At 62.9% G+C, this 21,707-nt stretch carries 21 protein-coding genes and 1 riboswitch; of the genes, 11 read left to right on the top strand and 10 right to left on the bottom strand.

Annotated elements, in window-relative coordinates; all coding sequences use genetic code 11:
- Positions 1 to 182 precede the first annotated feature (182 nt).
- Positions 183 to 2,336: a hybrid sensor histidine kinase/response regulator gene (locus H281_RS0114485; protein WP_027804601.1), complete on the top strand. Its 2,154-nt coding sequence runs from the start codon at positions 183 to 185 to the stop codon at positions 2,334 to 2,336.
- A gap of 116 nt (positions 2,337 to 2,452) precedes the next feature.
- A complete protein-coding gene (locus H281_RS0114480; RefSeq protein ID WP_020067838.1) occupies positions 2,453 to 2,746 on the top strand; it encodes a hypothetical protein in 294 nt (97 codons plus the stop codon).
- Between the two features lie 87 nt (positions 2,747 to 2,833).
- Here the strand turns inward: H281_RS0114480 and H281_RS0114475 are convergent, their stop codons facing one another.
- From H281_RS0114475 to H281_RS0114465, 3 genes are all read right to left on the bottom strand, one after another.
- The gene (locus tag H281_RS0114475; protein WP_020067837.1) at positions 2,834 to 3,853 is read right to left on the bottom strand and encodes a class I fructose-bisphosphate aldolase; all 1,020 of its coding nucleotides are present in this window, start codon (positions 3,851 to 3,853) and stop codon (positions 2,834 to 2,836) included.
- Between the two features lie 77 nt (positions 3,854 to 3,930).
- Positions 3,931 to 4,350 carry a secondary thiamine-phosphate synthase enzyme YjbQ gene (locus tag H281_RS0114470; protein ID WP_020067836.1) on the bottom strand — a complete coding sequence of 140 codons (420 nt, stop codon included), beginning with the start codon at positions 4,348 to 4,350 and terminating at the stop codon, positions 3,931 to 3,933.
- Positions 4,351 to 4,372: 22 nt separating this feature from the next.
- On the bottom strand, positions 4,373 to 4,693 hold the full coding sequence (locus H281_RS0114465) for a thioredoxin family protein (RefSeq protein WP_020067835.1): 321 nt from the start codon (positions 4,691 to 4,693) through the stop codon (positions 4,373 to 4,375).
- Between the two features lie 308 nt (positions 4,694 to 5,001).
- Between H281_RS0114465 and H281_RS0114460 the strand changes: the two genes are divergently transcribed.
- From H281_RS0114460 to H281_RS0114440, 4 genes are all read left to right on the top strand, one after another.
- Positions 5,002 to 5,502, top strand: a complete 501-nt coding sequence (locus H281_RS0114460) for a hypothetical protein (protein WP_020067834.1) — start codon at positions 5,002 to 5,004, stop codon at positions 5,500 to 5,502.
- A 183-nt stretch (positions 5,503 to 5,685) separates the two neighbouring features.
- A complete protein-coding gene (locus H281_RS0114455; protein WP_020067833.1) occupies positions 5,686 to 7,029 on the top strand; it encodes a sugar efflux transporter in 1,344 nt (447 codons plus the stop codon).
- A 233-nt stretch (positions 7,030 to 7,262) separates the two neighbouring features.
- A complete protein-coding gene (gene gnd, locus H281_RS0114445; protein WP_027804600.1) occupies positions 7,263 to 8,300 on the top strand; it encodes a phosphogluconate dehydrogenase (NAD(+)-dependent, decarboxylating) in 1,038 nt (345 codons plus the stop codon).
- Between the two features lie 49 nt (positions 8,301 to 8,349).
- Complete coding sequence (locus tag H281_RS0114440) at positions 8,350 to 9,051, top strand: HAD family hydrolase (RefSeq protein ID WP_020067830.1); 702 nt, start codon at positions 8,350 to 8,352, stop codon at positions 9,049 to 9,051.
- A gap of 92 nt (positions 9,052 to 9,143) precedes the next feature.
- On the opposite strand, the gene H281_RS0114435 is transcribed toward H281_RS0114440, so the two are convergent.
- The gene (locus H281_RS0114435) at positions 9,144 to 9,680 is read right to left on the bottom strand and encodes an ankyrin repeat domain-containing protein (RefSeq protein ID WP_027804599.1); all 537 of its coding nucleotides are present in this window, start codon (positions 9,678 to 9,680) and stop codon (positions 9,144 to 9,146) included.
- A gap of 576 nt (positions 9,681 to 10,256) precedes the next feature.
- Between H281_RS0114435 and H281_RS0114425 the strand changes: the two genes are divergently transcribed.
- Together H281_RS0114425 and H281_RS0114420 are read left to right on the top strand one after the other, a co-directional pair.
- The gene (locus H281_RS0114425) at positions 10,257 to 12,650 is read left to right on the top strand and encodes a phosphoketolase family protein (RefSeq protein WP_027804598.1); all 2,394 of its coding nucleotides are present in this window, start codon (positions 10,257 to 10,259) and stop codon (positions 12,648 to 12,650) included.
- 12 nt (positions 12,651 to 12,662) lie between these two features.
- Entirely contained in the window at positions 12,663 to 13,820 is a 1,158-nt protein-coding gene (locus H281_RS0114420) for an acetate/propionate family kinase (protein ID WP_020067826.1), read from the top strand.
- A gap of 21 nt (positions 13,821 to 13,841) precedes the next feature.
- On the opposite strand, the gene H281_RS0114415 is transcribed toward H281_RS0114420, so the two are convergent.
- The 3 genes from H281_RS0114415 to H281_RS0114405 all read right to left on the bottom strand — a co-directional run bounded on the left by H281_RS0114415 (position 13,842) and on the right by H281_RS0114405 (position 16,286).
- The gene (locus tag H281_RS0114415; RefSeq protein WP_020067825.1) at positions 13,842 to 14,120 is read right to left on the bottom strand and encodes a BON domain-containing protein; all 279 of its coding nucleotides are present in this window, start codon (positions 14,118 to 14,120) and stop codon (positions 13,842 to 13,844) included.
- 64 nt (positions 14,121 to 14,184) lie between these two features.
- Positions 14,185 to 15,396, bottom strand: coding sequence for a D-amino acid dehydrogenase (locus H281_RS0114410; protein WP_020067824.1), 1,212 nt, complete (start codon positions 15,394 to 15,396; stop codon positions 14,185 to 14,187).
- 168 nt (positions 15,397 to 15,564) lie between these two features.
- Positions 15,565 to 15,657, bottom strand: a riboswitch (glycine riboswitch).
- 56 nt (positions 15,658 to 15,713) lie between these two features.
- Positions 15,714 to 16,286 carry a lipocalin family protein gene (locus tag H281_RS0114405; RefSeq protein ID WP_020067823.1) on the bottom strand — a complete coding sequence of 191 codons (573 nt, stop codon included), beginning with the start codon at positions 16,284 to 16,286 and terminating at the stop codon, positions 15,714 to 15,716.
- 204 nt (positions 16,287 to 16,490) lie between these two features.
- Between H281_RS0114405 and H281_RS0114400 the strand changes: the two genes are divergently transcribed.
- Positions 16,491 to 17,192 (top strand): YceH family protein, encoded by a 702-nt coding sequence (locus tag H281_RS0114400; RefSeq protein ID WP_027804597.1) that lies wholly within the window; start codon positions 16,491 to 16,493, stop codon positions 17,190 to 17,192.
- A 10-nt stretch (positions 17,193 to 17,202) separates the two neighbouring features.
- Here H281_RS0114400 and H281_RS0114395 read toward each other — a convergent pair whose 3' ends face one another.
- Positions 17,203 to 17,721 carry an SLATT domain-containing protein gene (locus tag H281_RS0114395; protein ID WP_020067821.1) on the bottom strand — a complete coding sequence of 173 codons (519 nt, stop codon included), beginning with the start codon at positions 17,719 to 17,721 and terminating at the stop codon, positions 17,203 to 17,205.
- Between the two features lie 90 nt (positions 17,722 to 17,811).
- Positions 17,812 to 19,077, bottom strand: coding sequence for an acyl-CoA dehydrogenase family protein (locus H281_RS0114390; RefSeq protein WP_020067820.1), 1,266 nt, complete (start codon positions 19,075 to 19,077; stop codon positions 17,812 to 17,814).
- Positions 19,078 to 19,447: 370 nt separating this feature from the next.
- Between H281_RS0114390 and H281_RS0114385 the strand changes: the two genes are divergently transcribed.
- Positions 19,448 to 20,602, top strand: coding sequence for a GNAT family N-acetyltransferase (locus H281_RS0114385; protein ID WP_020067819.1), 1,155 nt, complete (start codon positions 19,448 to 19,450; stop codon positions 20,600 to 20,602).
- On the opposite strand, the gene H281_RS36835 is transcribed toward H281_RS0114385, so the two are convergent.
- The gene (locus H281_RS36835; RefSeq protein ID WP_020067818.1) at positions 20,562 to 20,732 is read right to left on the bottom strand and encodes a hypothetical protein; all 171 of its coding nucleotides are present in this window, start codon (positions 20,730 to 20,732) and stop codon (positions 20,562 to 20,564) included. The two genes, H281_RS0114385 and H281_RS36835, sit on opposite strands and share 41 nt — an antisense overlap.
- 262 nt (positions 20,733 to 20,994) lie before the next feature.
- Between H281_RS36835 and H281_RS0114375 the strand changes: the two genes are divergently transcribed.
- Positions 20,995 to 21,657: a UdgX family uracil-DNA binding protein gene (locus tag H281_RS0114375; RefSeq protein WP_020067817.1), complete on the top strand. Its 663-nt coding sequence runs from the start codon at positions 20,995 to 20,997 to the stop codon at positions 21,655 to 21,657.
- Positions 21,658 to 21,707: the final 50 nt, after the last annotated feature.

Below are 21,707 nucleotides of genomic sequence, written 5' to 3'. Positions count from 1 at the left end.
TTGCCGTGCCCGACATCGGCTAAATCCAGGCCATGCAAAAACATTTCTCGTTTCTTCGCTTCTCGCTATGTGAATGGTCGGAAAGTACGCTAGATTCCTTTTAAGGAAATAGCGCACGATCAGAAGGCACGATACGTGCGACGAATCAGATGACTTCCCATGACTTTGTGGAGATGTTGGCCGTGCAGCGTGCGGAGCGAGTTGCAGTTGATGTCCCAATGCCGTCGCGCAATTTTGCGGCGACTCGGCGTGTGTTACTTGTTGTGCTTGCTGTTTCGATTCTCTTCCCGCTTGCATGCCTCGCCGGCTACGGTTATTTCGATTACCAGCGGCGCATCGCCGATTCGAATGACATGATCGACCGGCTAGTGCGTGTGACCGAGGAACAGGCGGTCAAGGTGCTCGACCTGAATCAGCAGATGGCTTCGCGCATCGTCGAGCTGATCGGCGACGAAGACGATCAGCAGCTTCGTGCGCGTGACGCGCAGTTGCACAAAGCCCTGCGCGAAATCGGCGGGGACTTTCCGCAAGTGGCGTCCATCAACCTGATTGGTGTGAACGGCGATCTGCTCGTGTCGAGCCGCGCGTATCCGGCAACCGGCATCTCCATCGGTCATCGCGAAGACTTCGTCTCCGCGCGAGCGATGCGCCCGCATCCGTACTTTTCGTTGCCCATGTTCGGTCCGTTATCGCAAACGGACGTGTTCAACACTACCATCGCCCGCACGGATACCGACGGCAACTTCCTCGGTGTCGTGTCGGTCGCGTTGCGCAACGAGTACTTCTCGCGCTTTTATCGCGAACTCACTAACGGCGACTCATCGCTCGCGTTGGCGCTTTATCGTCAGGACGGCAATCTGCTCGTGCGCTATCCGCCGTTGCCGGCAGGCGTGGCGGATAGTGCGTCCGACGCGTTTGCGTCCGCGTTGCGCGACAAACAGCTGTCCGGCCACGTGCGCGTCAAATCGGCGGAAGACGGCGGTGAGCGGCTCGTCGCGTTTCGCCGGGTCGGCGACTATCCGTTGTATGTGTCCAGCGCCTATGCAACAGGCGCGATCGTCGACGCGTGGCGCCAGCACTTCATGGTGATCGCCGCGCTGACGGCGGTGCCGTGTATCGCAATCTGGATACTCGTGCTTTACTCGCTGCGTCAACTCGACGGCGAGCGCGTCGCATGGGAGCGCTGGCAGGGCGAGGTTGCGATGCGGCTTTCGGCGGAAGCCTCGAGCCGGCAATTGCAGCGCATGGGCGCGCTAGGCAATCTGGTCGCGAACGTCGCGCACGATTTCAACAATCTGCTAATGGTCGTCTCCGCGAATATCGAGCTTGCCCGTCTCAAGCGGTTCAACAACCTCGAAAAGGAAATGACGGCGGTTCAGCGCGCCACCGCGACTGCGGAATCGCTCACGCGCCGGCTTTTGAGCGTCGCAAAGAAGCAGCCGCTGAAGCAGGAGCCGATCCACCTGAAAAAGTGGATTCCGGGCGCGGCGCCGCTCATCGAGGCGGCGCTCGGCGATCAGATCGAACTGGCGCTCAGCATTGTCGACGACGTATGGGACGTGCTCGCGGATCCGACCGATCTCGAACTCGCGATCATGAACCTGGCGGTGAATGCACGCGACGCGATGCCGCGCGGCGGACGCTTCGTGATTCGTTGCCAGAACAACCGGCTGGTCGGCAGCGATACCTTGCTACCTGATGGCGAATACGTGCTGATCGCGTGTTCCGACGACGGCGAAGGCATGCCCGAATCAGTCGCGCGGCGCGCGTTTGAGGCGCTGTTCACGACCAAACTCAGCGGCTCGGGCGCGGGCCTCGGTTTGGCGCAGGTGCTGTCAATGTGCGAACAGGCGGGCGGCACCGCGAAGATCGACAGTGTGCCCGGCAGCGGCACGACGGTGCGCATGTATCTGCCGCGCTATCGCGAACGCCGCCAGGCGCGCGCCGTGAAAGAAGAAGTGGTGGAACAGGCAGCGCTGCAGCACGCGGGCATGGTGCTCCTCGTGGAAGACAACGAAGACGTCGCAGCGGGCGTCGCGGCCGTGCTGGAAACGTTCGGCTGCGCAGTGCGTCACGAGCCCACCGCCGATCAGGCATTCGACGTACTGACCGGTGGCGAGCGTTTTGAACTCGTGCTGTCGGACATCCAGATGCCAGGCAAGCTGAACGGCATCGACCTGGCTGAAAAAGTGCGGAGCGCATGGCCCACGCAGAAGATCGCTTTAATGACGGGCTACGCGGACGAACTCGAACGCGCGCGGCGCTTGGGCGTAGCCATATTGGCGAAGCCATTCAACATCGAGGAACTGCACGCGCTGGTGGCTTGCGAACCGTAATGCGTTGCAATCTTGAGGCACACCCCTTGCTGAACTCCTGACGAGGCATGCGCGCCTGGCTCGCCTACGCGCGCAATCCGCTTCTTTTTCGCGTCCATTCCGACAGGAGAACAGTCATGAAGATCAAGAAGGCACTGCTTATTTCCACACTGCTCACGGCTTCCACGCTTGCCATGGCACAGGGTGCGGGAGGCTCGGGTGGGGCTGGCGGCGGCCCGGCCGGCAACGACCCGGCCACGACCGGCGGCGCGAATGCTTCCACGCGCGAAGGCGGCGACGCTACGTCATCGGGCGCTATGTCGCATTCGAAGTCGAAGAAGCACTCGTCGAAGTCGAAGGCCACGAAGCCCGCGACCGACACGACCAACATGCCGGGCGCGAACGCAAGCAGCGACACGAAAGGGCAATAACCCGCCGCGTTCAGAATGAGGGCCCGTGGCGCGAATGCGCTACGGGCGCCTCACGAATCGAATGCTTTACCGGCGCGGCCTGACTGACTAATTTTTTTCTTGCGCCGCGTCGTACTTGCCGAGTGCCGCCGCGCTGTTCAGGCGCGCCCGCTTCAGCAATGCCTGCTGCGCTTCCTCAACGTTGCTCGCCGCGCCTTTCCAGGCTTGTAACGGCGGCTCCTGCAACGCACGTCCATACGAGAAGCTCAGATTCCACGGCAGCGGTCCGAGGCGATTCATTGCGTCGAGATTCGCGGTCGCTTCTTCAGGCGACTGTCCACCAGACAGAAATACGATGCCCGGCACGGCCGCGGGCACGGTGCGTTTCAGAATCCGCACCGTGTAAGCGGCGATATCCGCAGTGGACGATTGCCGCGCGCTCTCCGAACCGGCGATCACCATGCTCGGCTTCAGCAGCATATGTTCAAGCACGACGCGATGTCGTTGCAGCGCGACGAACACCTCGTGTAAAACCGCCTCGGTCACTTCGGCGCTGCGCTCGATCGTGTGGTCGCCGTCCATCAACACTTCCGGTTCGACGATCGGCACGATGCCCGCTTCCTGCGCGATCGCGGCGTACCGCGCGAGCGAGTCCGCATTCGCTTCTATCGCGAGACGGCTGGGCAGATTGGCCGTGATGTTGTAGACCGCGCGCCACTTTGCAAAGCGCGCGCCTTGTTTTTTGTAATCGACGAAGCGGCGCGCGAGGCCGTCGAGGCCTTCGGTGATTTCATCGCCTGGAGCATGAGCAAGCGGAACCTTGCCGAGGTCCACCTTGATGCCCGGCACGATCCCGTTCTTCGCAGCGACCTCGGGGAACGGCGTGCCGTTGTCCGCTTTCTGGCCGAGCGTTTCCTCGTAGAGAATCACGCCGCTCACAAATTCGCCGAGGCCCGGCGTGGTGAGCAGCAGATTGCGATACGCACGGCGGTTTTCCTCGGTGGAGTCGAGTCCGATCGTCTTGAAGCGTTTGGCGATGGTGGGGCCGCTTTCGTCGGCGGCGAGCAGGCCCTTGCCGGGCTGAACCATTGCGTCGACGGTGGCTTGCAGTTCGCTACGGGTGTCCATGAGATGTGCTCCCTTTGTTCCGGTTGCGGAAGGAAAACTGCGGCCGCGGCGCATTGGCGGCCGCTGCATGACCTGCGTTATTCGCCTATCAGATGCAGCACGATGTCGCGATGCTGCGTGTGACGCCGATGCTCGAACAGATACAGCCCTTGCCACGTGCCGAGCACCATCTGCCCATGCTCGACCGGTATGCTGAATTGAACCTGTGTCAATGCGGTGCGCAAATGCGCAGGCATGTCGTCGGGGCCCTCGGCGTCGTGCTCGTAGCGTTGCTTGTCTTCGGGCGCGAGGTTCGCGAAGTAGCGCTCGAGATCCCGCTGCACCGACGGGTCGGCATTCTCCTGAATCAGCAATGAAGCCGACGTATGACGGCAAAACAGCGTCAGCAGTCCGGTGTCGATGTCCTGCGCCGCGACGAAGCGGCGGGCTTCATCGGTGAATTCGACGAGTCCGCGAGTGGGCGCCTTGACGCTCAGATGGTGGATGGCCTGTCGCATGATGAAAGTGCTCGACTCCGGTTCAGAGCGACGCGAACGCGTCGGCGATCTGTTCGACACTCCCTGGGCGAACGACGCGCGCTACTTCAGTGCCGTCGCGCATGAAAATCAGCGTGGGCCATAGCTTGACCTTGAACGAGCGGCCTAAGGGGCGGCCGGGACCGTCTTCGATCTTCAGGTGCCTGACGCCGGCATGCGCTTCGAACGCCTTTGCAATGGACGGCTGCGCACCCTGGCAGTAGCCACACCAGTCCGTGCCGAACTCGATGACGGTGGCGCCTGGCAGCGCGTCGATTTCGGCTCTGGATGGGGCTTTGGTGGAATAAGGCGTCCGGATTGCCATGCATGCTCCGCTGCGGGTTCAAATATGCGCTCTGGGGTTGGAAAGGCGCGTCCGCTGCCGCGGACACGCGCCGCACTCTGGTTTGATAAGAGTACCAGCTATTGGTTCGGGAGTCGGCGGGGCGGGCATTGGCCCAACCGTACAAGTTGGGGGCGCGCTCGAAAAGCGGCTATGGCATGCTCCGAACCGGGTGAGGGGCGCTTGCGGGAGTAGATATTGCTAGCTTCTGGCCTCGACTACCACGCATGGGGCCGGTGAGCGGGCGCCAACGCGTGGACGCGCAGGTTCAACCGTCATGGAGGCATGTCATGCCATTAGCATTGATCGTCAAGCGGTCCGTTGGACTCCCTGCAAAGTTACGCCGCGGCGTGAAGTGCGCGATGCTCGTATGCTCGCTCGGGGCCGCGCTGCCAGGCTACGGCGCGGATGTGACGTCTGCGCCTTCCGGCGCGTCGCAGGAGACACCGGCTGCGGCCTCCGCCGCGCGCGCCGCCAACGCACCCGACGACACTTTTCTGCTGACGATCTTTCTGCGCCACGACGAATCCAGGCCGCTGCCGAAGATCAACGAGCAATTGCGCGCGCAGGGTTTCTTCAAGACTTTCCCGCCGCCCGGCATAGAAGTGGTGTCGTGGTACGTGATGATGGGCATCGGTCAGGTGGTCACCCTGCGTGTGCCCGCGAGCCGCTTGCGCGAGGTCAATCGCGCGATTGAGACGACTGCGTGGGGCGGCTACCGCACCGAGTTCTATCCGACCTACGACTACAAGGCGCTCGCGCAGCAGATGCGCGCGAACGACGGCAAGTAACTTGCGCGGGCGGCCCGGTAAGCTCGCTATCCGGCATAACGGTCGCCGCCACAAATTTGGGATACATCCCCGCGCCTTTACGCGCCCTCACGCGCGGCCGATAATGCCCCGTCATTCCCGCCACGAAGCCTGTCGCGCGCGCCGCGCCTTGCAGGCTTGCTTGCTCTGAGCCCACAGCCGCCCGTGTTGAAAACCTCACGTTTTTTTGGTCTGCTGCACATTCCCGGCTTCAAGCCGCTCGCCGCCGCCACGCTGATGCTGGGCGTCGCCATGTCGTTCACCGCTCCGTATCTGTCGCTATTCGGTGTCGAGCGCGCCGGTATGACGCCGTTCCGCCTTGGCGTGTTCATGACACTGATTGCGGCAAGCGGCGTGCTGGCGAGTACCTTCGCCGGCCGCTGGAGCGACGCGAGCGGCCGGCATCGGCCTTTGCTGCTGGCGGCATTGGTTCTCGCCGCCCTCGGTTACCTGTGTTTATGCGTGGTGCGCGACTACCGGCTGTTGCTCGTCGTCGGCATTGTCTTCATAGGCGCCGGCGGTTCGGCCATTTCAATGGTGTTCTCGTTCAGCCGTGCCGCGCTGCCCGTGCCTGACGCGGCCGAGCGGGTGTTTGCCAGCGCGACGCTGCGCACGATTCTCTCGGCGGCGTGGGTGTTCGGGCCGTCGGTGGGCGCGCTGGTGCTGGCGGCAACGAGTTTCTACGGGCTCTTCCTGTTCGCGGCAGCCAGCTTCGCCGCGTGCGCCGCCATTGTCTGGCGCATGCGCGAGCCGCAGGGCCATCTCGGCGATCACACGGTGCAGGACACGGCCTCCGAGCCGTCTTCCTCCATCACCGTACCGCCGCTGACCGAGCCGGGCGAAGACGCGCACGAGGACTTGCCGGGCGTAGCATTGGCGAACGATATTGGCCGCGCGGTCGCGGCGCTGACGTTGCTCGGGCTCGCCGCAAACGCCACGATGATCGTGTTGCCGCTTTACATCGTGCATGGTCTGAGCGGCACGCATCTGGACGTGTCGGTGATGCTCGGCCTCGGCGCATTGACCGAAATTCCGATGATGCTCGCACTCGGCGCGAAGTCTTCCCGCTTGCACAAGCCGAACTGGCTGGCGGCATGCGCGGCGGTTCACGCTCTGTATTTCGTCGCGATGTCGCTCGCAGGAAACGTGCATGTGCTGATACCGATGCAGATTCTCAACGCGTTCGTGGTGGCCGTGACTTCTTGCCTCGGCATGACGTACGTGCAGGATCTGATGCCGCATTCGCCGGGGCGTGCCACGGCGCTTTTCTTCAACGCGGCGCGGGTAGGCTCGATTCTGTCGGGCGTGTTGTCCGGTTTGCTGGTGCAGGCTTTCAGCTATCGAGGAACCTTTCTTTTCTGCGGTTTGCTGGCGCTGTGCGCGCTCGTGCTGTTTGCCGTACCCGGTTATCGCTATCCGCTGATGTGGCGAGCGGTGCGGCGTTTTGCTCGTATGCAATACGGCAAGCTTCAATCGGCGCGCTCGCTGCGCGGCGGCCGTGAGCGGTGATTTGCGGCGGCGCGCATCGCACGCGTAGCCGAAGCTTGCAACGAGCTGAACGCGAGGAACTTTACGCCGCACAAAACCTCTGCAATGAGGCGTATCGTTCTTGCGATGGACGCGGTTGCTATCGTTACCGCAACCGGATCAATCAACGCGGAATCGCCGGAACTTGCAGCAATCGCATCATGATCATCTAACTGAACCAGGCAGCGTCACGAAGCACTTTCGGGAGCGGTGAAATGCAGCTAGGCATGATTGGATTGGGACGTATGGGCGCCGACATGGTGCGGCGGCTGACCAAGGGCGGTCAACAATGCATCGCCTACGACGTGCAGCCCGCTGCCGTCGAGCGGCTCGGGCAGGAAGGCGTGTTGGGCGCATCGTCGCTCGAAGATCTCGTGGCGAAACTCGAGAAGCCGCGTGCGGTCTGGCTGATGGTGCCCGCCGCCGTAGTCGACGGCACGCTCGACAAACTCCTGCCGTTGCTGGAACCGGGCGACATCGTGATCGACGGCGGCAATTCCTATTACCACGACGACATTCGCCGGGGCGCCCAGCTGGCCGAGCGCAAACTGCACTATGTGGACGTCGGCACCAGTGGCGGCGTCGCCGGACGCGAGCGCGGCTACTGCCTGATGATCGGCGGCGAAGCGGAGGTCGTTCAACGGCTGGAGCCGATTTTCTCGACGCTTGCGCCAGGCGCAGCGGCCGCGCCTGCCACGCCGGGACGCACCGAGGGCAGCAGCACGGCCGAGCAGGGCTTTCTGCATTGCGGCCCGATAGGCGCGGGGCACTTCGTCAAGATGGTTCATAACGGCATTGAATACGGCTTGATGGCCGCCTATGCCGAGGGCCTCAATATTCTGCGTCACGCCGACGCCGGTAAACACGCTCGCGACGCAGATGCCGAGACTTCGCCGCTGCGGCGTCCGGAGCTTTATCAGTACGATCTGAACCTGGCCGATATCGCCGAAGTGTGGCGGCGGGGGAGCGTGATCGGCTCGTGGCTGCTCGACCTGATCGCCGGTTCGCTGGTTGGCGACGCCGATCTGAAGAACTACGCAGGACGCGTATCCGATTCGGGCGAAGGACGCTGGACGATGGCGGCGGCCGTCGACGAGGGCGTGCCCGCGCCGGTGTTGAGCGCGGCGCTCTTCGGGCGTTTCAGTTCGCGCGGCGAAGCGGACTTTGCAAACCGCGTGTTGTCGGCCATGCGCCACGACTTCGGCGGTCACGCCGAAAAACCGCCTGCGCCGTCGGGCAGCCAGCAGGGCTGATCGTCCCGATCCTCCGGCTCACAGCACAGCCGATCTCATGGAGCCGCACATGCAAGCCACACAACCCACTGAAAGCGCGCCGCACGACGTCGTATTCCTGTTCGACTGCGACAACACCTTGCTCGACAACGACCACGTGCTATCGGATTTGCGCGCCCACATGATGCGCGAGTTCGGCACTGAGAACAGTAGCCGCTATTGGGAGATTTTCGAGCAATTGCGCGGCGAGCTCGGCTACGCGGACTATCTTGGCGCGTTGCAGCGTTACCGCACCGAGCATCCAAGAGACACACGGCTCTTGCTGATGTCGTCGTTCCTGATCGACTATCCGTTCGCCAACCGGCTCTATCCAGGCGCGCTGGATGCGTTGCAGCACGTCGCGAAACGCGGGCCCACGGTGATTCTGTCGGATGGCGACGTGGTGTTCCAGCCGCGCAAGGTTGCACGTTCCGGCTTGTGGGAAGAGGTGGAGGGCCGCGTGCTGATCTACATCCACAAAGAGCTGATGCTCGATCAGGTGATGGAATGCTACCCGGCGCGCCACTACGTAATGGTCGACGACAAGTTGCGCATTCTTACGGCAATGAAGAAAGTCTGGGGCAGCAGATTGACCACGGTGTTCCCGCGCCAGGGGCATTACGCTTTTGACCCCAAGGAGATATCGAGCAATCCGCCCGCGGATGTGACTATCGAGCGGATCGGCGATCTCGCGCAACTCGATGTGGAATCGCTGCTGGCCGGGAAGACCTAAGCGTTGCGAATGCGCTGTCCGTTATCTGGACAGCGATCGCGCGCGGCGCACCGCGCATGCCGTAATGCGTCGCCGATCGAGCATCGCGTGCATCACGAGTCTTGCGCTTTCAACCTGGCTTGCGCATCCGCGGCGCCCATTCTGCCGGCCGCATCGAGTGCGCTCGTTCCGCTGGCGTCGCGTGCGTTGGGGTTTGCTCCGTGCGCGATCAGCATGTCCATGATCGCCGTGCGGTTGAACATCGCGGCCACCATCAGTGCAGTGCGTCCGTCGGGCGATGCACCTTCGACGTCGGCGCCGTGCGCGAGCAGGGTTTCGACCACAGCGTCGAAGCCCTTGAAAGCTGCGCCTGCGAGAGGGGTCTGCCCGTTATTGTTGCGCAGGTCGGGATCTGCGCCGCGTTCGAGCAGCGTGCGCACGGCATCGACATGTCCGTGATAGCTCGCGAGCATCAACAGACTGTCGCCTTTGTCATTGCGCAGATTCGGCGGCACGCCTTTTTCGATCACCGCTGCGAGCATCGCGGCGTCGCCGGCACGGGCAAGATCGAACACCTGCTGCGCGACTTCGAGCAACTGCGGGTCGATGGGTTGCGGGGAAGGAGGGGACGGGTCGGCTGGGTTAGTCAATGAAATCTCCTTGCAATAAAGCCGCGCGCCTCGGCGCATGAACATCGGCAGCATACACAGATTGTGCAGGCGCCGCGCGTTGCTAAACGGCGCCGAAAAGTTTGACCAGCAAGCCGAACACGCCAACCAGAACGGCCACGCCCGCGCACAGCAGCACAAGTGTGACAAGAAGAACGAGCGGCGCTTTAAAACGGTTGGGTGTCGGCATGATCAATGTGTATGGTTAAGAACGAATAAGCGAACAGACGACACTGCAGTGTGACGGGAACAACGAGATGTGGTCGTCGCGGTCCACAGCTTAAGCGTTTCGCGCAATACCTGCAGCAATGCTGGCGTAAGACTTGCAGCGCGATGCGCGGCGACGGCGAGTCTTGACCAGCATCAAGCTTTCGCAAAGAGTTCCGAACGATGATGCGTGCATCCGGTCACACCGCTGGCGACCGGCGCGCAACGGCAAACTATCCTCCATTAGCGCTCTACGCACCACGCGGCTGTCATGTCAAACGCATGACGCTCATCCGCGAAGCTTCGCAACCTCCGTCAACCTGCCTGACAGTCCTTACGAGGAGTGACGCCATGGCTGAGACAACCTCCCGTCCCACCCCGCCGCAAACGCTAGACCCCGATACGCTGCGCAACATGGATCGCTACTGGCGCGCGTGCAACTATCTGTCCGCCGGCATGATCTATTTGCGCGACAACCCGTTGCTGCGCGAGCCGCTGAAGCCCGAGCACATCAAGAATCGTTTGCTCGGACACTGGGGCTCAGACCCTGGGCAGAGCTTTCTGCTCGTGCATCTGAACCGGTTGATCAAGAAGCTCGACCTGAATGTGATCTTCATCTCGGGTCCAGGCCATGGCGCGCCTGCCACGCTCGCCAATTGTTATCTGGAAGGACACTATTCGGAGATTTATCCGGACCGCAGTGAAGACGAAGCCGGAATGCGGCGCTTTTTTCGTCAGTTTTCGTTTCCGGGCGGCATCGGCTCGCATTGCACGCCCGAAACGCCCGGGTCTATCCATGAAGGCGGCGAACTGGGCTACAGCCTGTCGCACGGTTACGGCGCCGCGTTCGATAACCCGAACCTGATCGTCGCGGTAATGGTCGGCGACGGCGAGGCCGAAACCGGTCCGCTCGCCACGTCGTGGCATTCGAACAAGTTCCTCAATCCGATCCGCGACGGCGCTGTGCTGCCGGTTCTGCATCTGAATGGCTACAAGATTGCGAACCCGACCGTGCTCGCGCGGATTCCACGCGAAGAACTTGAAGCGCTGCTTACCGGATACGGACACAAGCCGTATTTCGTCGAAGGCGACAATCCCGAGGTCATGCATCAGCAGATGGCAGCCACGCTCGAACAGTGCGTCGGCGAAATCCGCGCGATCCAGCAACATGCACGCGATAACAACGACCCGACGCGGCCGCGCTGGCCGATGATCGTGCTGCGCTCGCCGAAAGGCTGGACCGGTCCCAAGGAAGTCGACGGCCACAAGGTGGAAGGCTCATGGCGCGCGCATCAGGTGCCGATTGCCGATCCCGTGACGAACAGCAAGAGCCTCAAACTGGTGGAAGCCTGGCTGCGCAGTTATCAGCCTGAAGCGCTGTTCGACGCTTCCGGCCGCCTCGTCGAAGAATTGCGCGAACTCGCGCCGAAGGGCGCGCGCCGCATCAGCGCCAATCCGCATGCGAACGGCGGCGCGCTATGCAAGACGCTCGATATGCCCGCGTTTCGCGACTATGCGGTCGACGTGAAAAAGCCCGCGTCCGCATACACGTCGCCGACTCAGGTGCTGGGCGAGTTTCTGCGCGATGTCATGCGCAACAACATGACGAACTTCCGCGTGTTCGGGCCGGATGAAACCGCAAGCAACAAGCTGACTGCCATCTACGAAGCATCGGGCAAGACGTGGCTCGCGGCGGGCGACCCCGGCGACGCGGACGGCGGCGCGCTGTCGGCGGACGGCCGCGTGATGGAGATGCTCAGCGAACACACGCTGGAAGGCTGGTTCGAAGGTTACGTGCTGACAGGGCGGCATGGACTCTTCGCCACTTATGAAGCCTTCGTGCACGTGATCGATTCGATGTTCAACCAGCACGCGAAGTGGCTGGAAAAAGCGAAGCGCGAGTTGGCTTGGCGTCAGCCGGTGCCGTCGATCAACCTGCTGATCACGTCGCTCGTATGGCGCCAGGATCACAACGGTTTTACGCATCAGGACCCCGGTTTTCTCGACGTGGTGACGAACAAGAGCCCGGACGTGGTGCGAATCTACCTGCCGCCCGACGCGAACTGCCTGCTGAGCGTGGCCGATCACTGCCTGCGTTCGCGCGACTACGTGAACGTGATCGTGGCCGACAAGCAGCCGCACCTGCAGTATCTCGACATGGATGCAGCCGTTACGCATTGCACGAAGGGCATCGGCATCTGGGACTGGGCGTCGACCGATCAGGGTGCCGAGCCGGATGTGGTGATCGGCTGCGCGGGCGACATCGCGACGATGGAAGCGCTCGCCGCCGTGGAGATTCTCAAGGAGCGTTTCCCCGATCTGAAAATCCGTTTCGTCAACGTGGTCGATCTGTTCCGGCTGATGCCCGAGCATGCGCATCCGCATGGGCTGACGAACCGCGACTTCGATTCGCTGTTCACGACGAGCAAGCCGGTGATCTTCAATTTCCATTCGTACGCGTCGCTGGTTCACAAGCTGACCTACAACCGGACGAACCACGAGAACCTGCATGTGCACGGTTATCACGAGAAGGGCAACATCAACACGCCACTCGAACTCGCGATCATCAATCAGGTGGACCGTTTTTCGCTGGCTATCGACGTGATCGACCGCGTGCCGAAGCTGCGCGGTGTCGGCGACCATGCGAAGGAATGGTTGCGCGGCCAGATTATCGAGCATCTGAATTACGCGCATGCCGAGGGCATCGACAAGGAAGAAATCCGCAACTGGACGTGGAAAAGCTGAGCGAGGCCCGTTATGACCACTCAGGACGGCGCTTCGCCGCATACCATTCTCGTGCTGAACAGCGGATCGTCGTCGCTGAAGTTCGGGTTGTTCGAACATTCCGGCGACGACGAATCGCTGCTGCTCGAAGGCAGCGCACAAGGCATCGGCCGCCGCGACGGCCGCTTGCGGATCGCGGCTCCCGACGGGCGCGTGCTCGTCCAGGAGGAGCATGTGCTGGAGTCGCAAACCGACGCATTGCAAAAGCTTTCCACCGTGCTCGCCCAGCAACATCATGAGCAACCGACGGCGGTGGGCCACCGTGTGGTGCACGGCGGCCCGCACTTACGCTCGCATCAGCGGCTGACGCCGGAGGTCCGCCGCCGCTTGCAGGATGCAGTGCATTTCGCGCCGCTGCATATTCCGCCCGCGCTCGATCTGATCGATGAAGCGCAGAAGATTTTCGGCGGCGCGCAGCACTTCGCCTGCTTCGACACCGCTTTTCATGCGACGCTGCCTCCGCGTGCCGCGCAACTCGCGTTACCGCGGCGCTATTCGGAAGCCGGCGTGATTCGCTACGGATTTCACGGGCTGTCGTATGAATCGCTCGTCGCCCAGCTTGGCGCCACGTTGCCCGCGCGGGTGGTGTGCGCGCATCTCGGGAACGGTTCGAGCGTGTGCGCATTGCGCGACGGCCGCTCGGTCGATACGTCGATGGGCATGACGCCGACCGGCGGCGTGCCAATGGGAACGCGTTGCGGCGACCTCGACCCGGGCGTGCTGTTATATCTGATGCGGGTGGAGAAGCTAGACGCAAACGGGCTGGAAACGCTGCTGAACCGGCACAGCGGCCTGGCCGGTTACGCCGATGGCGAGAGCGACATGCAGGCGCTCGAACAACGCGCGGCGGCGGGCGACCCGCATGCGTCACTGGCGCTCGACGCGTTCGCGACCGCGGTGCGCAAAACCATTGGCGGATATGCGGCTTTGCTGGGCGGCATCGATCTGCTGGTGTTCACCGGCGGCATCGGCGAACACAGCGTGCAGATGCGCAAACGGATCTGCGAAGGGCTGTCGTTTCTCGGCCTTCATGAAGGCGACGCCTCGGGCAAGGTGAGGGTGCTTCATACCGAAGAAGAGAAGCAGATCGCGAGGCATTGCCGCGCGTTGCTGCGTGCCGATCGAGGTTGAGCCGGTTGGATCTTGGTCTGCTCACGGGTGCTTCACGACCAGTCGATCGCATACACCCGCGACGCCGAACAGGCGCGTCACGTCTTCGAGCGCCGCGATTCGCTGGGCGTTGTGTTCGAGTTCGCCGTTGAGCACGATGCGCCCGTTGCTGACTTCCACCGTGATCGTACGTTCAGGAACCGCGGCGTCCCATGCGAGCCGCCGCGTCGCCTCTTCGCCAATCTGCTCGTCGCTCAGACGCGCGCCGTCCGCGCCGTCGGGGACGGCGCTGTCCGGATTGGGAAAGCCCGAATGAGCCATGGTTTTCAAGGTCAAGACTCGGATTGCACAACACTAGCAGATGCCGCGTCTTCGTGGCGGCACGCTACTCAATCGCGCGCGCCACCGCCTGTGCCGTTGCGGCCGACAGCGTCCAGCCCAGATGGCCGTGCCCCGTGTTGTAGAACACGCCGCGCCGTTTTCCGCGCCCGACCTTGGGCAGCATGCTCGGCAGCATCGGCCGCAAGCCAGCCCACGGAATGACGCGCGCGGTCGATACCTCGGGGAAATGCCGCCGCGTCCAGTCTACTAGCGGAGCAATCCGGGCGGAGCGGATATCGCGATTGAAGCCGTTGATCTCCGCCGTGCCCGCGACGCGAAAACGGTCGGCGCCGAGCCGGCTTGTCACGATCTTCGCGCTGTCGTCGAGCAGGCTGACCCACGGTGCACGCTGCCTGCTCGTTGCATCGTCGAGACAAACGGTGATCGAATAGCCTTTGACCGGATACACGTTCACGTGATCGCCGAGCATCGCCGCAAAATCACGGCTTTTTACGCCGGCGCACACGACGATCCGCTCGAACCCGAAGCGCTGCGTCTCGCCTTCGAGGTGGGCAGTGAGCGAGAAGCGACCTTCGGCGGGTTGCTCGATCGACATGATTTCCGCATCGTAATGAAACTGCACGCCGTGGCGAACGCATGCATCGGCGAGACCGCGCGTGAACTTGTGGATGTCGCCTGTCGAATCGGACGGCGTGAAAAAGCCGCCGTAAAAATCGCCGTGCAGCGTGGGCTCGATGCGCTGCACTTCGCTCGCCGTCACCGCGCTGCGCTCGAGTCCGCCTTCGCGCAGCAGGTCATTCACCTTGGCCGCCGCGTCGAACTCCTTGCGCGTCTTGTAGACGTGCAGAATGCCGCGCCGTTCAAGATCGAAGTCGATACCCTCCTGTTCGGCGATCGAAAACAGATGCTCGCGCGCGGCGATGGCAAGCCGCACCGTTTCGACGGTGTTAGCGCGGTAGTGGGGAATCTGCCGCAGGAATTCGCCCATCCACGAATACTTGTGCCACGTGGGCACGGGATTGAGCAGCAGCGGGGCGTCGCGCATGAACATCCAGCGCAGGCCTTTCAGAACAGTGGCCATGCTATTCCACACTTCTGCATTGCTGGCGGACAGCTGGCCTCCGTTGGCGAACGAGGTTTCCATCGCTGCATAGCGGTGACGTTCGAACACGGTGACGTGGTGGCCGCATTGGGCGAGGGCGTGCGCGGTCGTGACGCCGGTAATGCCGGCGCCGATAATGGCGATTCGTGACATGACATGGTCCAGAGTAGTTGAGCATCACCGGGTTCGATTTCGTACGAAACCGGTGCCGATGCCCCATCTGTCCATGTACCTGAGAGTTTCTTCCCGCGCTGCGCGAAAGCGCTGTATGTGCGCGGGAATCCCCTTCGGTGGGCGCGCGCGGCGCCGCTCTCCAGATGTTCCTGCTGCGCGGTCCTTTTGCCTGAGAGTTTCCGGGGCGGTTGCTCCGTCGGCGTCGCCCTGGCTTCAGACGATCTCTCCCGCGCTGCTTTGCAGAACGCCACGACGATACCGGGCAAAATTTCTTCCGGCAAGTGTTTTCTGGCGCGTTACGTATGCTGCGTGATGCGCAACATCGACGTGTCGTAGCCAAGCGCACGCACTCGCTCGATCAACATGTCTTTCACACTGGCGACCGGTTTCGCTTCACGCGTCAGAATCCACAGGTAGCGTCCGCTCGGTTCGCCGACGATCGACCAGCTGTAGTCGTCGGCGTGATCCAGCACCCAGTAATTGCCGACGAAGAATGGGCCGAAGAACGACACCTTCAGCTTCGCGTTGTTCGATCCGGCTACCACCTTGGCGCGCCCCTTCGAGGCGTCGAGCGGGCCTTCAACGCCACCCTTGCGGCAACTGTTGGTCACGTCGATCAGGCCGTCTTCACGCGCGGCGTAGTCGGCGGTCACCGCCTCGCAGCCTTTTTCGAAGCGGTTTTCGTAGCGTGCCAGTTCGTACCAGCGGCCCAGATAGCGCCCGAGGTCGACCGGCTTGGCGGGCTCGGGCACGCTCGCATTGCCGCTCTTGCCGCCTGGGTTTAGCGCACAGGCGCCGAGCAGGCAAACGGCACCCACCGCGAGCGAGATAGCGCTCACGCGCAGGACCGACTGTGAACGCATTGGCATTAAACACTCCGTGTCGAGAAAGACGATGAGAAAGCAGGCCTCGTGCCCAGCGCCCGCTTACGCGCCGCAGTCCGTCGCGGCGATTCATACGTCGTCAAGGCGCGGGCCGTTTATCATAGTGCCCACCAGGAGAAAAGTGCCGCCTCGCAGAGCGATGGTAAGGCGTGTTATCCACGACCACACCGGCACATGCCGCTACATCAAATGAACTCGACTCCCGACGCTCCGTCCCGTCCTGCCATCCGCGCATTGACCCTGCTCGAGGGGCGCGTGCTTGGCGTGCTCGTCGAAAAACAGCACACGGTGCCCGACAGTTATCCGCTCTCGCTCAATGCGCTGACATTGGGCTGCAATCAGAAGACCGGCCGCTCGCCTGTCATGAACGCGACCGAGGCAGAAGTACTAACGGCGCTCGACGGTCTGAAACGGCTAAGCCTCGTGATGGAAGGCAGTAGCAGCCGTGTGCCGCGCTTCGAGCACAACATGAATCGCGTGCTCGGTCTGCCGAGCCAGTCCGCCGCGTTGCTGACCACATTGTTGCTTCGCGGCCCGCAGACGGCGGCGGAGTTGCGCCTGAACAGCGCGCGCTTGCATGGCTTTGCCGATATCTCGTCGGTCGAGGCGTTTCTCGACGAACTCGCCGCGAACGATCCGCCGCGTGTTGTCAAACTGCCTCGCACGCCTGGCGAGCGCGAAAACAGATGGATGCATCTGCTATGCGGCGAAGTGAACCTGAGCGAGTTCGCGCAGTCGGGCGGCGGCGAGGACGAAACCGTGCCGCTGTCCACGTTCGAAGCGGTGAAGGCCGAGCAGAAACGGCTTGCCGATCAGGTCAACCGTCTTCAGGGAGTGGTACGGCGCATGGCAGCCGAGCTAGGCATCGACGCGAACGATCTCGACGCCTGACGCCGGCCGCTCAGGTTTCGGCGCCGCGCCGCGGATCTGCGGATAACGCTCGCTGAGTACGGTAGAAGTTGCGCGGCGGCACATTGGGCGAGTCTTGTGCAAGCCGGTCGAGTTCGTCGCGAATCGCGGTCAGATAGTGGCCGTCGCGCGCGTCGGCGTCGCCCGCAAAAACCGATTCGAGCCGCCGCCGCACCGCGCCATAACGCGCGCCTGCGGCGCGATGTTTTTCTGCGCGCTCCGCATAACGCATATACGTCTGCAACGCCGACGACACCGCGGCGATCACGCTCACGAGGCCGACCAGAATCCTGATCTCCAGTGAGACCGCGTTCGTGTTCAGCGATGCAAACACCGCCGTGCCCACGAACGCAGCCAGCACGGTAACGAGCCAGCCCAGCTTACGATCACGTGCGGACAACAGATCGGCCATGTCGTAGTGGCTCATTTGCGATTCGCGCGCTCGCCGGATCCATTTCAGCAACAGTTGCTGTTCATCGACTGGCGGCTCATAGGCTGGCAGATTCTTCATGGGGCTCGTCAGGGCAGTTGCGTGCCGCGCGCCGCGCGCATGCACTGACGCTACTGTGCCACATGAAAGCGCGGCCTGGCGCGCTGCCGGTCATGCGGCCACGGCTGTCGGCCGGGCAACGGCGAAGCGCTCGTTGTGCGCTTTGCCATTCAGGTAGAAGTCGCCGATGGCGGCCTCGCGAATGATCGCCGGGTTGTGCGACGCGAGCACTCGCGCATTGCGCCAGTAGCGGTCGAAGCGCCGCGTTTCACTGGTCGCGGATGCGCCGCCTACTTCGAACAGCAGCGTGGCGGCCTGCAAGGTTTGCTCGATCGCGATCTGCTGCGCCTGAAAGGTCTGAATGTCGAGGCGAATGTAGGTGTCTTCGGTGGTGCGTCCTTCCTGTCGCGCGACCAATACTTCGTCGATGGCCCGCGCGAGCGACGCACTAACGCTTTGCGTCGAATAGGCGAGGCTCGCAAGCCGGCCGACCACGCGATGCACGAGCGGATTGTCGCGTGGACTCGATTCACCTGGGATACCGAAGGTTCTCGTCTTAGCCTGCGTAAAGGCCACTGCATCGCGCAGCGCGGCCCGGCTGATGCCAGCCAGATTCGCGACGTGCAGGGCCTGGTAGTACGAGGTGAGCACACTGTTGCGCCGCGGCGCCGACGCGTCGTAACGCCGGTACACGTTTTCTCGCGTGACAGGTACATGATTGAAGCGTGCGGTGCCGCTGCCCGTCAGACGCTGGCCAAAACCGTCCCAGTCGTCGATACGCTCGAGGCCCGGCGTGTCGGCGGCGACCAGCACGCGCACGTCGCTTTGTCCGTCGTACGCGGTCACGTCCACCCAATCCGCGTATAGCGTGCCCGTGGTGTAGTACTTCTCTCCGTCCAGATGCCACGCGCCGGCGGATTGCGTCAACCGCACACTGTTGTTCGTGCCGGCCGTGCGCTCGGCCACTGCGCCGCCGATTATCTGCCCTTGCGCGACGCGGGTGAGCCAGCGGTCGCATAGCGCGTCGTCGCCATATTCCAGCAGCGATTCGATGAAGCCGCCGTGCACGCGCAAAATCTGCGGCAGGTTCGAGTCGGCTTCGCCAAGGCGTGTGACGAGCGCGAGAAATTCGCTCAACGACACGCCTTCGCCCCCATATTGTTTGGGCACGCGCAGCTTCGTATAGCCGGCTTCACGCAGCCATTGCACGGGTTCGTAGGCTAGCTCGCGATGGCGTTCGCGGTGCACCGCGCCTTGCGCGATGCGTGCGAAGACAGGCGCGAAACGGCGGGTCAGCGCGTTGTCGTCGAAAAGCTGGGCGGCGTCGGCAATGCCGGCCGCAGAGGCCGGGTCGGCATGCGATGTGGGCGCGGACATGGATTCTCCGTAGTGAGGCGCGCAATGCGCAATCCGTCAACGGTACGGCATGACACGCGCCGCGAGCAACGAAGCATTTGGCCGATTCTTAGCAGCGGGAGAGAAATGGCTCGGTCGCATTCCTGCTGCATGGCCCGTATGGTCCGTACTGGTCCTGATGGTCCGCGTAGTCCCATGCTCGCGGCGCACTCACGACCCACGCAGCGTGCGGCCCCGCACACACGCTGTGAGGCGTGCGGTGCATGCTCGCAATACCAGCGATACCCGCCATACCTGCTTGAACCCGGGCGGCCGCTTGCGCCCGGTCCGTACAGCGCTCAGCAACACGGGTGCAAAAGCGCCAACCGTATCCTGCACTCTGTGAGACCGCATGAACGAGACCACGCATCGTACTCGGCGCTACGACATCATCACCGACGAAGCGCAATTCCGCGCGCTGCAGCCAGAATGGGACGCGCTGTGGACGCGCGCGCAAGGCTACTACTATCAATCGTTCAGTTACTGCTGGCTCGCATGGCAGCATGTGTCGAAGCCGCACGGACGCATGCTCAAATGCATCGTCTGCCGCGAAGACGGGCAGCTTGTCATGATCTGGCCGCTCGAAACAGTCAAGCGTGCGTTATGGACGTACCTCGTGCCGCTCGGACCCGAAGGCGGCGACTACACGAGCGTGCTGGTTACGGATGACGCATCGGCCCCGGCGTTGATCGAAGGCGCATGGAACATGGCGCGCCGGTGCTGTGGCGCGGACTTCATTCACATGCCGTATGTTCGCGAGACGCTCGATCTTCACAAGCTCGTGTCGCGCGAACGCCGGGTGCTGTTCTGCGAGCCTCACCAGGCGTCGGCTGCGCGATTGCGCGGGCAGGGCACGTGGGACGAGTATTGCCGGTCGCTTGGCACGCTATTCGGAAAACGACCGGGCGGCTTCGTCAAGCGTCTGTCGAAAGAAGGCACCGTGGCCGTGCGCGTCGTCGATCCGGCCGACGAGGGCGAGACCGCGTCGATCATCGAATGGATGTTCAACTGCAAGCGTAGTTGGAGCGACCGCGTCGGCAAACGCAGTGTGTGGCTCGACTCGCCGGAGTTCGAGCGCTTTCTAGGCAAGCTGATTTATTCGCCCGACGTGCCTTCGATGGCGCGCCTGATCGTCGTCACGCTGAACGAGGCACCGGTGGCGGGCATTATCGTGAGTCTCGGCAATCCTTGGGCAAGCGCGATTTTTGCCGGCTACGATCCCTACTATGGCAAATGCTGTCCCGGTCTGATCGCGGTCGAAGAATGCGTGAAGTGGGCGTTCAACAACGGCTGCGATCTTGACTTCGGCGTCGGCGCGGAGCGCTTCAAGGCCTATTGGGCGCGCGGCGAAGCGTCGACGGCATGGACCACGCAGATCGTCAACTCGCAGTGGGGATGGCTGGCGATTCGAGCACGCCGGCTCGCCCGCGCACTCGCGGCCCGCGCGAGCGGGCCGGCTCAAACCGCTACGACCGATCCCGATTCCGCGCTCGCGTCGCGCCGGTGATCACGGCGATACCGAGAAGAATCACGGCCACGATCGCGATCACGTGCTGCGCGACATGCAGCGCCGTCAAGCCCCACGCGACGCCGCCAATAAAAATGATCCATCCGACGAGGTAGATAAGCAGAGTCATCATTTCTCCTTGTAATTTTCGGCCGATGGCGCCGGTCGTCTGCGTTGCAGAATTTACCGTGCGCGCCGATGAGCCGCTGGCATCGCCTGACACGGCGGGCGGGTGTGCAGAAACGCTACCGCCGCCATGCGATCAGCGGGACTAACTCCAAGCACATTGCGCGCCTGCCCTCGGCGCAGTGCTCCCGCAGTGCTCCACCACGACCGGAATGCGGTTTGCTTCGCCACCGTGTCAGCAGCATACAAGCGCGATGCATTGAACCATGGTCACGACCAATCGAACAACCCGACGCACGCCGGCAGCCGAGGACGAAACATCGGCGCAGCCCGAAGTCGATCCCGACCAGCAGCCGGCGACGCTCGACGATTGCCGCCGCTGTCCGCTTTGGGCCAACGCCACGCAAGGCGTGCCCGGCGCCGGCCCGCGCCGCGCGCCGATCATGATGGTCGGCGAACAGCCCGGCGATAAGGAAGATCTGCAAGGCTTGCCCTTCGTCGGACCCGCCGGCGCATTACTCGATGACGCGCTCGTTGAGGCCGGCGTCGGCAGGAAAGAAGTCTATGTCACCAATGCGGTCAAGCATTTCAAGTGGACGCCTCGCGGCAAGCGCCGCATGCACAAAACGCCGGCGCAACGCGAAGTGGACGCATGCCGTTACTGGCTCGATCGGGAACTGGAGAGCGTGGGCGCTCACGTGATTGTCGCGTTGGGCGCGACCGCGTTGAGGGCCGTGCTCGAAGATCCCAAATCGCGCTTGCAGGATGCGATCGGCAAAGTGATCGAACATGGCGGCCGTTTGGTGATCGCAACGTATCACCCGTCGTTTGCACTGCGTGCGCCCGATCCCGAGACGCGACACCGCGCCTATGCGGCGATTGTCGCCGCGCTACAGGACGCGAGGAAACTCTCGCAGCGGCACAGGTAGACGGGCGCCGGCAGGGTCTGGCCGCGCCATGTCGCCCTGACGACGCCGCC

It is taken from the genome of Paraburkholderia caledonica (assembly GCF_000383275.1).
Classification (GTDB): domain Bacteria; phylum Pseudomonadota; class Gammaproteobacteria; order Burkholderiales; family Burkholderiaceae; genus Paraburkholderia; species Paraburkholderia caledonica.
This window is presented reverse-complemented; position numbering and strand designations above follow the sequence as displayed.

Coding starts and splice junctions, on each gene's coding strand:
- H281_RS0114415 (WP_020067825.1), bottom strand. CDS start 14,120: ATGGCTCATTCGGGCTTTCCCAATCCGGACAGCGCCGTCCCCGACGGC.
- H281_RS0114480 (WP_020067838.1), top strand. CDS start 2,453: ATGAAGATCAAGAAGGCACTGCTTATTTCCACACTGCTCACGGCTTCC.
- H281_RS0114410 (WP_020067824.1), bottom strand. CDS start 15,396: ATGTCACGAATCGCCATTATCGGCGCCGGCATTACCGGCGTCACGACC.
- H281_RS0114440 (WP_020067830.1), top strand. CDS start 8,350: ATGCAAGCCACACAACCCACTGAAAGCGCGCCGCACGACGTCGTATTC.
- H281_RS0114400 (WP_027804597.1), top strand. CDS start 16,491: ATGAACTCGACTCCCGACGCTCCGTCCCGTCCTGCCATCCGCGCATTG.
- H281_RS0114465 (WP_020067835.1), bottom strand. CDS start 4,693: ATGGCAATCCGGACGCCTTATTCCACCAAAGCCCCATCCAGAGCCGAA.
- H281_RS0114420 (WP_020067826.1), top strand. CDS start 12,663: ATGACCACTCAGGACGGCGCTTCGCCGCATACCATTCTCGTGCTGAAC.
- H281_RS0114475 (WP_020067837.1), bottom strand. CDS start 3,853: ATGGACACCCGTAGCGAACTGCAAGCCACCGTCGACGCAATGGTTCAG.
- H281_RS0114390 (WP_020067820.1), bottom strand. CDS start 19,077: ATGTCCGCGCCCACATCGCATGCCGACCCGGCCTCTGCGGCCGGCATT.
- H281_RS0114395 (WP_020067821.1), bottom strand. CDS start 17,721: ATGAAGAATCTGCCAGCCTATGAGCCGCCAGTCGATGAACAGCAACTG.
- H281_RS0114460 (WP_020067834.1), top strand. CDS start 5,002: ATGCCATTAGCATTGATCGTCAAGCGGTCCGTTGGACTCCCTGCAAAG.
- H281_RS0114385 (WP_020067819.1), top strand. CDS start 19,448: ATGAACGAGACCACGCATCGTACTCGGCGCTACGACATCATCACCGAC.
- gnd (WP_027804600.1), top strand. CDS start 7,263: ATGCAGCTAGGCATGATTGGATTGGGACGTATGGGCGCCGACATGGTG.
- H281_RS0114425 (WP_027804598.1), top strand. CDS start 10,257: ATGGCTGAGACAACCTCCCGTCCCACCCCGCCGCAAACGCTAGACCCC.
- H281_RS0114470 (WP_020067836.1), bottom strand. CDS start 4,350: ATGCGACAGGCCATCCACCATCTGAGCGTCAAGGCGCCCACTCGCGGA.
- H281_RS0114375 (WP_020067817.1), top strand. CDS start 20,995: ATGGTCACGACCAATCGAACAACCCGACGCACGCCGGCAGCCGAGGAC.
- H281_RS36835 (WP_020067818.1), bottom strand. CDS start 20,732: ATGACTCTGCTTATCTACCTCGTCGGATGGATCATTTTTATTGGCGGC.
- H281_RS0114405 (WP_020067823.1), bottom strand. CDS start 16,286: ATGCCAATGCGTTCACAGTCGGTCCTGCGCGTGAGCGCTATCTCGCTC.